Consider the following 13134-nt stretch of genomic DNA (forward strand, 5'->3'; position numbering starts at 1 on the left):
TCAGCTGCGCCATTCGCCCAAACGATTTGCGGTGCGTGCATATTCGTTGTGCAGTTTTCCGCCCTCACCGAACAAATCGGCGTGGCGAAGGCCGGACGGCGATGGTACCAACGATGGATCAAGAAGCATCGAGGTCAGGCCCGCCCGGCATGAAGAAGATCGAAGCGATCATCAAGCCTTTCAAACTGGACGAGGTGAAGGAAGCCCTCCAGGAGGTCGGTCTCCAGGGCATCACCGTGATCGAGGCGAAGGGCTTCGGGCGCCAGAAGGGCCATACCGAACTCTATCGCGGCGCCGAATACGTGGTGGATTTCCTGCCGAAGGTGAAGCTCGAGATCGTCCTGTCGGATGCGCTGGTGGAGGGCGCCGTCGAGGCGATCCGCAAGTCGGCCCAGACCGGGCGCATCGGCGACGGCAAGATCTTCGTCTCGACCATCGAGGAAGCGATCCGAATCCGCACCGGCGAAACCGGGACCGACGCCATCTGAGCGGCGTCGGGTCGCCTCGTCACACAGACGCCCTGCCGGTTCGACGCGGCGACCGGTCCATCGGACCGCACCAGTCTCACGCCCTCCGGCGCGGCATGCTCGGCCGGCGCGCGGGCGGATGGTCACGGCGAAAATCAGCCCGGCGACCGCATCCCGCCCCCCTCCGGTCCCGATGGAATACCAAGAGGGTCTCGTCGAGATCGTGCGCCGCGATGATCGAGGCGACGGCGCGGAGACTTGCCGGAGGCCGTGGGTTTCCGACGCGGCGATGGACCGGAATCGCTTCGGCCGGGATGCCACCGAGTCGGTCGGCGACGCGGCGGAGCGCGTCCCGATGCGCAGGATCCCGACGCCGTGGCGGGGGACCGTGCGGGCGAATGGGACCCGAAACCCGCCGCCGCACCACCCCCGAGCGCCGGAGACAGTTCTAAGGTTCTGTTTTTGCGTCTCTTCTCGCGGCCGCTCCGCGTCCGGCGCCGAGAAATTGCGCTGGCCCGGACGCTTCACCTGCGGTAAACGCTCGACGCCCAAGACGCTCGACGGCTAAGACCCTTCCGCTCTGCGGCGCGCCGGTGCCCGCTGCGGCAAAACCACGGCCGCAACGGGCCGAGACATGAAGGAGACCTCCAAGGATGGCCAAGACTGCAGCCGACGTCCTGAAGGAAATCAAGGACAACGACGTCAAGTACGTCGACCTTCGGTTCACCGATCCGCGCGGTAAGTGGCAGCACGTCACGTTCGACGTCTCGCTGATCGACGACGAGATGTTCTCCGAAGGCACGATGTTCGACGGCTCGTCGATCGCCGGCTGGAAGGCCATCAACGAATCCGACATGCTGCTGATGCCCGACCCGGCCACCGCCTGCATGGACCCGTTCTTCTCGGCCTCGACCATGTCGATCGTCTGCGACGTGCTCGAACCCTCCACGGGCGCGCCCTACAGCCGCGATCCGCGCGGCACCGCCAAGCTGGCCGAGGCCTTCCTCAAGTCCACCGGCATCGGCGACACCATCTATGTCGGCCCCGAGGCCGAGTTCTTCGTGTTCGACGACGTGAAGTTCGGGTCCGACCCGTACCACACCGGCTTCCAGCTCGATTCGACCGAACTGCCCACCAACGGCTTCACCGATTACGAGGGCGGCAACCTCGGCCACCGCGTCGCCACCAAGGGCGGCTACTTCCCGGTGCCGCCGCAGGATTCGGCGCAGGACATGCGCGGCGAGATGCTGGCCGCCATGCAGTCCATGGGCGTCAAGGTCGAGAAGCACCACCACGAGGTGGCGTCCGCCCAGCACGAGCTGGGCATGAAGTTCGACACCCTGACCCTGCTCGCCGACCACATGCAGATCTACAAGTACTGCATCCACCAGGTCGCCCAGAGCTACGGCAAGACCGCGACGTTCATGCCCAAGCCCGTCTACGGCGACAACGGCTCGGGCATGCACGTGCACCAGTCGATCTGGAAGGACGGCAAGCCGCTCTTCGCCGGCGACAAGTACGCCGACCTCTCGCAGGAGTGCCTCTGGTACATCGGCGGCATCATCAAGCACGCCAAGGCGCTGAACGCCTTCACCAACCCGTCGACCAACTCCTACAAGCGCCTGGTGCCCGGCTACGAGGCCCCCGTGCTGCTCGCCTACTCGGCGCGCAACCGCTCGGCCTCCTGCCGCATCCCGTGGACGACGAACCCGAAGGCCAAGCGCGTCGAGGTCCGCTTCCCCGACCCGATGGCGAATCCCTACCTGGCCTTCTCGGCCCTGCTGATGGCCGGCCTCGACGGCATCATCAACAAGATCGATCCGGGCGCCGCCATGGACAAGGATCTCTACGACCTGCCCCCGCGCGAGTTGAAGAAGATCCCCACCGTCTGCGGCTCGCTGCGCGAGGCCCTGCAGAACCTCGATCGCGACCGCGCCTTCCTCAAGGCCGGCAACGTCTTCACCGACGACCAGATCGACTCCTTCATCGAGCTGAAGATGACCGAGGTCATGCGCTACGAGATGACCCCGCACCCGGTCGAGTTCGCGATGTACTACTCGCTCTGAGAGCGACCGAGCCGGGCCGCGCGCCCGGCTCACCGGACGACGGCGCAGCGCCGGAGCCTCGCGAGGGGCTTCGGCGTTTCGCGTTTCGGGGACCGGCGGAATTCCATCCGTGGAGCGATCGGATCGACCTGCATGTGTCGGATCGAGATCGGGTCCGTCGTGCCACGCAGGTCGGGCAAGGTTCGATGCCGTCGGCGGTTGTCGATTCCGGGCTCGCCTACGGCGACCGGGACCGACCGAGTGGGCGAGATGCGATCACGCTGCCCGAAAGGAGAACGGGACGATCCGTCGGACGGCCGTGTCTGCGTTCCGGGCCGAAGTCCGGTCGAAGCGTCCTTCGGCACCACGGCCGGTCGGACCCGCGAGCCGCATCCGACCTGATCGCATCAGGCGACCGGCGCCCGGCTCCAGCCCCGAGGACGGAACCATGATGCTGCCAACGGGCTTGCCGCCCCGACGCGAGGGCCGGGATCGGGGATGCAGGCGGACGACGAGACTCTTCGATCCCGGCGGAGCGACCACCTGGAGCGCGCCAATGCGCTGGTGCAGACCCTCGCGATCCTCGCGGCCGGCGCCTGGGCGGTCTACACCTTCATCTACGAGGCCCGGATCAAGCCGGCCCTGGAGCCGCCCGCCGTCTCGGTGACGACGAACCTGGTGCGGGCGGGCGAGCGGGACCGTCACGTGGCCATCCGCTCGACCGTGACCCGCAAGAACGTCGGCCAGACCGGCGTGCGCGTTCTCGGCCTCGTCTACAACGTCACCGGTGTACGGGTGCGCTTCGATGCGGTCCCCGGCGGCAAGGATGCGCTCTCCGGCGGCAAGCCCGCGGTCGACGGTGCGCCCGCCGATCGCACCACCCCGGCGCGCGCCTACGGATTCACGGGTCCCGGCGAGGCGATCCTGCGCGAGGGCCGGCTCTTCGCCGGCGCCACCGAAATGGGGGGCGAGCCCTCCGATCTCAATCCCGGCGAATCCGTCTCCCGCGACCTCATCGTCTATGCCGACCGTGACCGCTTCGACTTCGTCCGCTTCGAGGTCAGCCTCGCCTATTCCAAGGGCGACGATCCCCCGGTGCTCCTGACCTTCGAGACCGCGCCGGACGGCACCCTCTCGCTGAAACCCAAGGCGGATTGCCGGGCGGAGCCGCAGACCTGCCAGCGCGTGAAGGCCACCGACTTCGCCACGGAATTCTCGCTCTGGTGAGACGGGGTCCTCCTTCCCGGTTATCCACAGTCCTGCGGCAGATTTGCAGGGAACACGGGTCGCGTGGGTGATCTTCATCTGAGGCTGCGGTTGTATCGCCGAGGCCTTCATCCGTGTCTCGTCAGGCACGGGGGCGGGTCTTGCTTGTGTCTGATTTCGGACATCGACGCATCGCGGCACGATGACGATGGCCGAGATTCAGAGTTGCTATGCTTCTACCGCCCGATGATAGGTCGCACCCCCTCGCTCAGCGCTTCCGGGACTTCATCCGACATCGCCCCTTTCCCTGCGTCGGCGCCAAATCGGCCCTCTCCCGCGGCGGCATGACCGTGGTGGTGGCGAGGGGCATCGGGAGCCCCACCGCCGATGCCCGGATCTACGCCGCCCTCCTGGCCTTCGTCTGGCGCTACCGGCAGGCGCCGGAGCTGTTCCAGAGCTTCGCGGTGCTCTTCGACGGCGAGGCCCCGGATTCCGAGGAGACGTTCGAAGCCGCCTTGTGGACCCGGGTGCAGGCCCTGACGGACCGTGACGGCCATCTCGGCCAGCCGCATGATTCCCGCGTCGCCGCCGACCCGGAAGACCCGCACTTTTCGGTCAGCCTCGGCGGCGAAGGCTTCTTCATCGTCGGGCTGCATCCGGCGGCGAGCCGCCTGGCCCGTCGCTTCGCGGCGCCGGCCCTGGTGTTCAACCTGCACGACCAGTTCCAGCGCCTGCGGGCGGAGGGACGCTACGAGCGGCTGCGGGACAGCATCGTCGCCCGCGACGTCGCCCTCGCCGGCTCGCCGAACCCGATGCTGGCCGAGCACGGCGAGCGCTCCGCCGCGCGCCAGTTCAGCGGCCGCGCCGTGCCGGACGACTGGACCTGCCCCTATCGGCGCCGCGCCGAGCCCGCCGCCTGGGACGGGGACGAGGTGATCGCCGCCCTACGCAAGGGGGCCTTCGTCGCCGAGAGCATGGAGGGCTGAGGATGGATGCGCGCAGCCCCGCGACGGCCTTCCCGGATGTCGCGCCCGAGGCGCTGCTCGCCCTGGTGCGGGCGGTGCGCGCGACGGGTTACGGTTTCACCACCGTGACCCCCTCCACCCATGCCCGGGTCAATGCCCGGCCCGAGGCCCAGCAGGCGCGATCCCTGCGCGACGTGCTCGGCTGGAGCCGGCCCTTCGCGTCCGGCCTCCTGCCGCCCGACCTCGTCGCCGCCCTCGAACAGGCCGGCGCGGTGGCCCGCGACGGGGCCGGATGGCGCCCCACGATCCGCCTTTCCAGCCTCGACGACGAGCTCTTCCTGCACTCGGCCTATCCTCCGAGCGCGCCGGACGCGGTGTTCTTCGGCCCCGACACCCTCCGCTTCGTCTCGGCGGTGCTCGCGCATCTGGCCGAACGACGGAGGCCGGTGCGGCGGGCGGTCGATATCGGCTGCGGCTCCGGAGCGGCCGGCATCTGCGTCGCCAAGCGGATACCGGAGGCCGAGGTGGCCCTGGTCGACATCAATCCGGCGGCTCTGCGGGCGGCGGCGGTGAACGCCGAGGCGGCCGGGATCGCCAATGTGCGCCCGCACCGGAGCGACATGCTCGAGGCGGTGTCGGGCGAGTTCGACCTCATCATCTCGAATCCGCCCTTCATGATCGACCACGGCGGCGGTCCCCTCGGGGCCGGTCTCTCCCTCCGCGTCGTCGAGGCCGCGCGCGCGCGCCTCGCACCGGGCGGCAGCCTCGTGCTGTTCACCGGCGCGGCGATCGTGGAGGGGGAGGACCCGTTCCGCGCGGCCGCCGGCGCCCTCTGCGCAGCGGCGGGCCTGAGCTGGGATTACCGGGAGTTCGATCCCGACGCCTACGGCGAGGAGCTCGACGACCCGGCCTATGCGAAGGTCGAGCGGATCGCCCTCGTCGTCCTGACGGCGACCCGGCCATGAGCGGGGTGGCCGCGGCGCAGGGTGCCGAAGCCGGGCGCGCCGAAGCCGAGCGCGCCGCGTTCCTGCGCGACGCCCTGGCCGGCCTCTCGGCCGAGCCGCGGACGCTTCCCGGCAAGTACCTCTGGGACGCGATCGGCTCCGACCTGTTCGACCGGATCTGCCACACCGCCGACTACTATCCGACCCGGCGCGAGATGGCGCTGCTGCCGGAGGTGGCGCGGGACGTGGCGGGCGAGATCGGTCCCGGGGCCAGATTGGTCGAGTTCGGCAGCGGCGCCAGCCGGAAGATCCGCACCCTCCTCGACGCCCTGTCCCGGCCCGCGACCTACATCGCCGTCGACATCTCGGGCGACTACCTCGCCGGGGCGATCCGGCGGCTCGCGCCGGACTACCCGGCGGTCACCATGCAGGCGGTCTGCGCCGACTATGCCGAGCCGTTCACCCTGCCCCTGCCGGGAGGCGGCGGCCCGGTGCTCGGGTTCTTCCCCGGCACGAGCATCGGCAACTTCCCGCCCGCGGAGGCCGGGGCCTTCCTGGCCCGGGCCCGGGCCGCCCTCGGCCCCTGCCTGTTCCTGGTCGGCGCCGACCCCACGGTCGATCCGGACCTCCTGCACGCCGCCTATGGCGGGGCCGACGGCCTGATGGACGCCTTCCATCGTAACGTCCTGGTGCGGATGAACCGCGAACTCGGGGCCGATTTCGATCCCGGGGCCTTCAGCCACGCCGTCCGGCTCCGCGACGATCCCTTCCGGGTCGAGGCGCATCTCGTGGCGCGGGACGCCACGCGGGCGCGCCTCGGCGGAGCCGAATTCGCCTTCGCGCCCGGCGACAGCATCCGCACCGACACCTCGCACAAGTACACGCCCGAGGCCTTCGCGGCCCTGGCCTCGGCGAACGGCTGGACACCCTTGCGGTACTGGGCCGGCCCGCAAGGGGGCTTCAGCCTGCACCTGCTCCGGGGCTGATCGTCCCGGGCCGAAAGTCGGACCACCGCAACGTTTCGGGAGAACCCCCATGGCACAGCAGGTCCCCGTCTCGCGCGAGGCGCTCATCGCGGATCTCGACTTCCAAGATCGTGACTTCCAGGATCGTGAACGCGGCGGCACGGGCGGGGGCACCCACCCCGTCGCGGAGGACCTCGCCTATCGCCGCCTGGCCATCGCCAACGTCGTGCTGGCCGGGCCGCCCGGGGCCGGCGACCGGGGCTGGGTGCTCATCGATGCCGGCATTCCCGGGTCGCGCCGCTGGATCGAGGCCGCCGCGGCCGCGCGATTCGGCGCGGGCGCGCGGCCGTCGGCGATCGTCCTCACCCACGGGCACTTCGACCATGTCGGCGTGCTGGAGGACCTGGCGGAAGCCTGGGACGTGCCGGTCTACGCGCACGCCCTGGAGCGGCCCTATCTCGACGGCTCCGCCGCCTACCCGCCCCCCGACCCGAGCGTCGGCGGCGGCCTGATGGCGCGGATCTCCCCGCTCTACCCGACGCGGCCCGTGGACGTCTCGCAGCGGCTGCGCCCGCTGCCGGAGGATGGCGGCGTGCCGCCGATGCCGGGCTGGCGCTGGATCCATACGCCCGGCCACACGCCCGGCCACGTCTCGCTTTGGCGCGCGGGCGATCGCACCCTGATCGCCGGCGACGCCTTCGTGACCACCGCCCAGGAATCCGCCTATGCGGTGACGGTCCAGGCGCCCGAGCTGCACGGCCCGCCCATGTACCTCACCACCGACTGGCCGGCGGCCCGGCACTCGGTCGAGGTTTTGGCCGGCCTGAAGCCCGAGCGGGCGGTGACCGGGCACGGACGCCCGCTCCGGGGACCGGAGCTGCGGCGCGCCCTCGACGCGCTGGCGCGAGATTTCGACCGCGTCGCAGTGCCGGAGCAGGGCCGCTACGTCGCCGACCCGGCGACGGCGGCGGACGGCTCGGCCTATCGCACCCCCTGACGCCGGTCGTCACGCAAACTTGCGCAAGATATTTCCGTGCGCCGAGATCCGACCTCGGACTTTCGCCGCGCCTTGGCGTAAGCAGGCGGTAATGGCCGCCGCTTTCGCGAGAAGGCCTGCACGATCGTGCGAGGAGTGAAACGCCATGCGGATGTCCCGTCGCGCCGCCGGCCTGACCGCCGGCCTGTTCCTCGCGATCCTGGCCGGCTCCGGCACCGTCCGGGCCGCGGCCGGCGACGACGTCGCCGAGCGCGACGCGCGCTGGACGGAGCTGCGGCAATTGCTCTTCGGCGACCGCACGGTCGAGACCGCCAAGCCGCTGGTGCGGATGGACCTGCCCGACCGGGCCAACGATGCCTCCCTCGTGCCGCTGACCCTGACGATCGCCGACAAGGACCGGATCAAGGGCCTCTACCTCGTCATCGACGACAACCCGGCGCCGCTCGCCGCGCACTTCACCTTCGGCCCCGCCGCGGATCCCGAGGCGCTGAAGCTGCGCGTCCGGGTGAACACCTACACCAACGTCCACGCGGTGGCGGAGACCAAGGACGGCGCCCTGGTGCAGACCACCCAGTTCGTGAAGGCCTCGGGCGGCTGCTCGGCCCCGATGGGGATGACCGACGCGGAAGCGATGAAGGGCATGGGCGACATGCGGCTCAAGTTCGCCGATGCGACCCCGGGCAAGCCCATCGCCGCGACCCTGATGATCCGCCATCCGAACTTCACCGGCCTGCAGATGAACCAGGTCAGCCGCGAGTATACGCCCGCGCGCTACATCAACCGGATCAGCGTCAGCCACGGCGACCAGAACGTCTTCGTGATGGAAGGCGACATCTCGATCTCGGCCAACCCGGTGATCAACTTCGCCATGCTGCCCGACGGCAAGGGTCCGGTCACCGTCGTGACGCAGGACAACCAGGGTGGCCGCTGGGAGCACAGCTTCGATGCGCCGGCCGCCAGCAACTGACCCTCTCGGCCGCGCCGCGGGATTCCTACTCGCGGCGACGATCCTCGCGGCGGCCGCCCCGGCCGTTTCCCCGGTCGACGTTCCGGAGCCCGCGGGCTTCTGGGAAGGGGCGCTCCAGGGCTACACGCCCAGGACCCTGGCAGGCGCCACGGTCCTGGACGGCGCCGGGCTCGACGTCCTGGTCGCGGGCGGGCCGGCGGTGCTGATCGACGTGTCCGAGGCCGAGCCGACGCCGCCGGACCAGCCGGCCGGACGCCTGTGGCGGCCGATCCATCGGGCCATCCCGAACAGCACCTGGCTGCCGGGGGCCGGCGCGGGGACCCTCTCCGTGCCGGACCGGGCCGCCCTCGCGGACCGGGTCGCGGCCCTGACGCAGGGCGATCGCGGCCGCGCGATCGTCACCTATTGCCACCCGGATTGCTGGGGCAGCTGGAACCTCGGCAAGCGCCTCGTCGGACTCGGCTACCGGGCCGTCCACTGGTATCCGGACGGGATCGAGGGCTGGCAGGAGCGGCACGACACGGCGGCGATCCGCCCCGACGAAACCTGGACGGGACGCGCCAAGGATGGCGCCGGGCCCTGAGGTCCGATTCTCATCAAGCCGAGGCTAGGCCCTTCATGCTGTACCGCCGCTCGCTCCTCACCCTCCTCGCCCTGGCGCCGCTCGTCCTGGCGCCGCTCGCCCTGGCGGGGCCTGCCGGCGCCGGCGAGAGCCTGCCCTACACCCCCGAGGCCTTCGCGGCGGCGCAGAAGGCCGGCAAGCCGATCCTGGTCGAGGTCAGCGCGCCCTGGTGCCCGATCTGCAAGACCCAGAAGCCGATCCTCGCCCGGCTCGCCGAGCAGCCCCGGTTCAAGGACCTCGTCATCTTCGACGTCGACTTCGACACCCGCAAGGACGTGCTGCGGCGGTTCGATGCCCGCATGCAGAGCACGCTGATCGCCTTCAAGGGCGAGACCGAGACCGGCCGTTCGGTGGGCGAGACCCAGCCCGAATGGATCGAGGGCCTCGTCGAGAAGACGCTCTAGGGCGGGTCGGTGGGCACCAGCCTGGGACTGGCCTTCCTCGCCGGCCTGCTGTCGGTGCTCTCGCCCTGCGTGCTGCCGCTGCTGCCGCTGGTCCTCGGCGCCGCGGCCTCCGAGCACCGCCTCGGCCCCCTGGCGCTGGCCTCCGGCCTCGCCCTCTCCTTCGTGGCCATCGGCCTGTTCGTGGCCACGATCGGCTTCGGCCTCGGGCTCGACACCGGCCTCTTCCGGACGGGCGCGGCCGTCCTGATGATCCTGCTCGGCCTCGTGCTGATGCTGCCGGCCGCGCAGACGCGGCTCGCGGTCGCCGCCGGTCCCCTGAGCGACTGGACCGAGGCGCGCTTCGGCGGCCTCTCCACCGCCGGCCTCGCGGGCCAGTTCGGCGTCGGCCTCCTGCTCGGGGCGGTCTGGAGCCCCTGCGTCGGGCCGACCCTCGGCGCCGCCTCGCTCCTCGCCGCCCAGGGGCGGGACCTCGCCGCCGTCGCCCTCACCATGGTCCTGTTCGGCCTCGGCGCCGCCCTCCCCCTCGTGCTGCTCGGCGCCCTGTCCCGCGCCACCCTGGCGGGCTGGCGCGACCGGATGATGGGCCTCGGCAAGGGCCTGAAGGCGGCCCTCGGCCTCATCCTCGCGGTGACCGGCCTCGCGATCCTGCTCGGCACCGACAAGGCCCTGGAGACCGTCCTCGTCGACGCCTCCCCCGACTGGCTGACGCGGCTGACGACCCGGTACTGACGGCGTCGCCCGGGGACCGCGCCCTTGGACGCCGCCGCCGGACCGGCGTATCCAGGGACGCATCGCCCGGAGGTCACCCCATGCCCCTCGTCGTCCCCGTCATCCTCGGTTCCGTCCGCTCCGACCGGCAGGGCCTGCGCGCCGCCCGCTTCGTCATCCGCGAACTGGAGAGCCGCGGCATCGAGGCGCCCCTGGTCGATCCGGCCGAGCTGAAGCTCCCCCTCCTCGACCGGATGTACAAGGAATACCCCAGGGGCGAGGCGCCGGCCGTTCTCGAAGGGCTCGCGACGCTCTATCGGCGCTCGGATGCCTTCCTGGTCGTCTCGGCCGAGTACAACCATTCGATTCCGCCGGCCCTCTCGAACACCCTCGACCACTTCCTGGAGGAGTATTCCTGGCGGCCTTCGGGGATCGTCTGCTACTCGGCCGGTCAGTACGGCGGCGTCCGCGCGGCGATGCAGCTGAGGGCGATGATGGGCGAGCTCGGTGCCTCGAGCATCCCCTCGCTCCTGCCGATCCCGCGGATCGGCAAGGCCCTGGACGAGGCCGGCACGGCCCAGGACGATTGGCTGCCGAAGGCCGCCAAGCGCTTCCTCGACGAACTGGTCTGGTACGCCGAGGCCCTGCAGGCGCAGCGGGCGAAGGGAACGCCCTACTGAGCGGGCCTTCGGGGCGGGTCTGGCGCGAGGCTTGCGCTTCGATCCGAACCGATCCCTCGCGCCGAGCGCCCTTCATGTCCGAGACCGCCACGGAACTCCGCACGCTCCTCGCCAACCTGGTGCGGGCCGCCCTGATGTCGGACGACCGGGCCAGCGCCCTCTGGCGCGAGGCGGCCCGGCAGGGCCAGGCGCGGCTGGGCGCCGATCGGGCCGGCCTCGCGGGGCTGAACATCGAGGGCTTCTGGACCCTGGCGGTGCGCGAGGCCGAGGCCCCGGAACACCGCGAGGCCGAGGCCCAGGTGGAGTTCGGCTTCCCGGCCCTGTGCCCGTTCACCCTGGCCGAACTCACCGCCCCCGGTTTCGAGGTCGACGCGGCGGTCGAGCGCCTGCGCAAGTCCGCCGCCACCGGCTGAACCATGTTGAGGGCCGGGCCCGCGCCGTTGCCGGCGCAGGCTCCAGCGCCCATGTTACGGGGGAAGAGCCGGGCCGCGCTCCGCCCCCGGCGAGACACGTCCTTTCGCGTATGGCCTCGCGCCCGCGCAGCGAGCCGGATCCCTTGGCAAAACGCATCAATCCCAATCCCGGCGCCGCCGGCCTCCCCTCCCGCGAGCAGATCCTCGCCTTCATCGCCGCCTCCACCGAGAAAGTGGGCAAGCGCGAGATCGCGGCGGCCTTCGACATCAAGGGCGCCGACCGCATCGGCCTGAAGCGGATCCTCAAGGAGATCGAGGCGGACGGCGCCATCGCCCGCGAGCGCGGCGGCCTCGCGCCTTCCGGCCGCCTGCCGCCCGTGGTGCTGGCCGACATCACCGCTCGGGACCGCGACGGCGAGTTCCTGGCGACCCCGGCCGAGTGGGACGTCGACAACGGGGCCGCCCCGAAGATCACCGTCTCCGCGCCCCGCGGCGGCAAGCGCCCGGGCCAGCCCGCCCCCGGCATCGGCGACCGCGTGCTGATGCGGGTCGAGGCCGGCGCCGGCGAGCCGGGCCGCTATAGCGGCCGCGTCATCAAGGTGCTCGGCAAGAACAAGACCGACATCGTCGGCGTCTTCCGGGCCGGTCCCGAGGGCGGACGCATCATTCCCGTCGAGAAGCGGGCGCAGGGCCGCGAGGTCGCGATTCCCGCCGGCGAGGAGGGGGACGCCCGGGACGGCGACCTCGTCAGCGTCACCCTCCAGCGCGAGAGCCGCTTCGGCCTGCCCCAGGGCCGGGTGCGCGAGCGCCTGGGCTCCCTCGGCTCGGAGAAGGCGATCAGCCTGATCGCCCTGCATCTCCACCACATTCCGCACGTCTTCGCCGCCGCGACCCTGGCGGAGGCCGACGGCGTGGTGCCGGTGGGGCTTGACGGGCGCGAGGACTGGCGCGGCGAACCGCTCCTGACCATCGACCCGCCGGACGCCAAGGACCACGACGACGCCGTGATGGCGCTCCCCGACCCCGACCCGGCCAATCCGGGCGGGTTCGTGATCACCGTGGCGATCGCCGACGTCGCCGCCTACGTCCGCGCGGGCTCGGCCCTCGACCGGGAGGCGCTGCTGCGCGGCAACTCGGTCTATTTCCCCGACCGCGTCGTGCCGATGCTGCCGGAGCGCATCTCCAACGATCTCTGCTCCCTGCGCGAGGCCGAGGACCGGCCGGCGCTGGCGGTCCGCATGGTGATCGACGCCGAGGGCGCCAAGCGCCGGCACGGCTTCCACCGGGTGATGATGCGCTCGCGGGCCAAGCTCAGCTACGCGCAGGCCCAGGCCGCCATCGACGGGTTCGCCGACGACGTCACCGCGCCGCTCCTCGAGCCCGTGCTGCGCCCGCTCTGGGCCGCCTACGAAGCCCTGCGCCGGGCCCGCGACGCGCGCGGGCCGCTGGCCCTCGATCTGCCCGAGCGCAAGGTGCTGCTCACCGCGGACGGCGCGGTCGACCGCGTCGTGGTGCCCGCGCGCCTCGACGCGCACCGGCTCATCGAGGAGTTCATGATCCAGGCCAACGTCGCGGCGGCCGAGACCCTGGAGCAGGCGCGCCAGCCCCTGATCTACCGGGTGCACGACGAACCGGCCCTGGAGAAGATGCGCGCGCTGGGCGAGGTGCTCGCCTCCATCGGCATCAAGCTGCCGAAGGAGGGCATCCTGCGCCCCGCCCTGTTCAACCGCATCCTCGCCAGCGTGGCGGAG

Annotated in this window: 14 protein-coding genes (1 of these 14 running past the window's edge); all 14 read left to right on the forward strand. The window is 71.3% G+C overall.

Features of this window, described 5'->3' with window-relative positions:
• Window positions 1-149 precede the first annotated feature (149 nt).
• Window positions 150-488: a P-II family nitrogen regulator gene (locus ASF49_RS18400; protein ID WP_003600526.1), complete on the forward strand. Its 339-nt coding sequence runs from the start codon at window positions 150-152 to the stop codon at window positions 486-488.
• Between the two features lie 632 nt (window positions 489-1120).
• Window positions 1121-2533 (forward strand): type I glutamate--ammonia ligase, encoded by a 1413-nt coding sequence (gene glnA / locus ASF49_RS18405; protein ID WP_056476323.1) that lies wholly within the window; start codon window positions 1121-1123, stop codon window positions 2531-2533.
• Between the two features lie 477 nt (window positions 2534-3010).
• The gene (locus ASF49_RS18410) at window positions 3011-3739 is read left to right on the forward strand and encodes a hypothetical protein (RefSeq protein WP_056476325.1); all 729 of its coding nucleotides are present in this window, start codon (window positions 3011-3013) and stop codon (window positions 3737-3739) included.
• Window positions 3740-3948: 209 nt separating this feature from the next.
• Window positions 3949-4704, forward strand: a complete 756-nt coding sequence (gntA, locus tag ASF49_RS18415; protein ID WP_056476329.1) for a guanitoxin biosynthesis heme-dependent pre-guanitoxin N-hydroxylase GntA — start codon at window positions 3949-3951, stop codon at window positions 4702-4704.
• A 2-nt stretch (window positions 4705-4706) separates the two neighbouring features.
• Window positions 4707-5648, forward strand: a complete 942-nt coding sequence (locus ASF49_RS18420; protein ID WP_056476333.1) for a methyltransferase — start codon at window positions 4707-4709, stop codon at window positions 5646-5648.
• Window positions 5645-6613 carry an L-histidine N(alpha)-methyltransferase gene (egtD, locus tag ASF49_RS18425; protein ID WP_056476336.1) on the forward strand — a complete coding sequence of 323 codons (969 nt, stop codon included), beginning with the start codon at window positions 5645-5647 and terminating at the stop codon, window positions 6611-6613. The genes ASF49_RS18420 and egtD overlap by 4 nt, the downstream gene beginning before the upstream one ends.
• Window positions 6614-6662: 49 nt before the next feature.
• On the forward strand, window positions 6663-7589 hold the full coding sequence (locus tag ASF49_RS18430) for an MBL fold metallo-hydrolase (RefSeq protein WP_056476339.1): 927 nt from the start codon (window positions 6663-6665) through the stop codon (window positions 7587-7589).
• Between the two features lie 151 nt (window positions 7590-7740).
• Window positions 7741-8556: a quinoprotein dehydrogenase-associated SoxYZ-like carrier gene (locus ASF49_RS18435; RefSeq protein WP_056476432.1), complete on the forward strand. Its 816-nt coding sequence runs from the start codon at window positions 7741-7743 to the stop codon at window positions 8554-8556.
• Window positions 8534-9139, forward strand: a complete 606-nt coding sequence (locus tag ASF49_RS18440) for a rhodanese-like domain-containing protein (RefSeq protein ID WP_082511399.1) — start codon at window positions 8534-8536, stop codon at window positions 9137-9139. Before ASF49_RS18435 ends, ASF49_RS18440 begins: the two co-directional genes overlap by 23 nt.
• Before the next feature lie 35 nt (window positions 9140-9174).
• Entirely contained in the window at window positions 9175-9582 is a 408-nt protein-coding gene (locus tag ASF49_RS18445; protein WP_056476342.1) for a thioredoxin family protein, read from the forward strand.
• 9 nt (window positions 9583-9591) lie between these two features.
• Window positions 9592-10311: a cytochrome c biogenesis CcdA family protein gene (locus tag ASF49_RS18450; protein WP_056476345.1), complete on the forward strand. Its 720-nt coding sequence runs from the start codon at window positions 9592-9594 to the stop codon at window positions 10309-10311.
• Between the two features lie 80 nt (window positions 10312-10391).
• Entirely contained in the window at window positions 10392-10970 is a 579-nt protein-coding gene (locus ASF49_RS18455) for an NADPH-dependent FMN reductase (RefSeq protein ID WP_056476348.1), read from the forward strand.
• Between the two features lie 74 nt (window positions 10971-11044).
• The gene (locus ASF49_RS18460; protein WP_056476351.1) at window positions 11045-11383 is read left to right on the forward strand and encodes a hypothetical protein; all 339 of its coding nucleotides are present in this window, start codon (window positions 11045-11047) and stop codon (window positions 11381-11383) included.
• Between the two features lie 143 nt (window positions 11384-11526).
• Window positions 11527-13134 carry the 5' portion of a ribonuclease R gene (gene rnr, locus ASF49_RS18465; protein ID WP_056476438.1) on the forward strand. It continues 702 nt past the right edge of the window, so 1608 of the gene's 2310 nt are visible here — the first part of the coding sequence; its start codon is at window positions 11527-11529; its stop codon lies beyond the right edge, outside the window.

Origin of the sequence: Methylobacterium sp. Leaf104 (genome assembly GCF_001422885.1) — a bacterium.
Classification (GTDB): Bacteria; Pseudomonadota; Alphaproteobacteria; order Rhizobiales; family Beijerinckiaceae; genus Methylobacterium.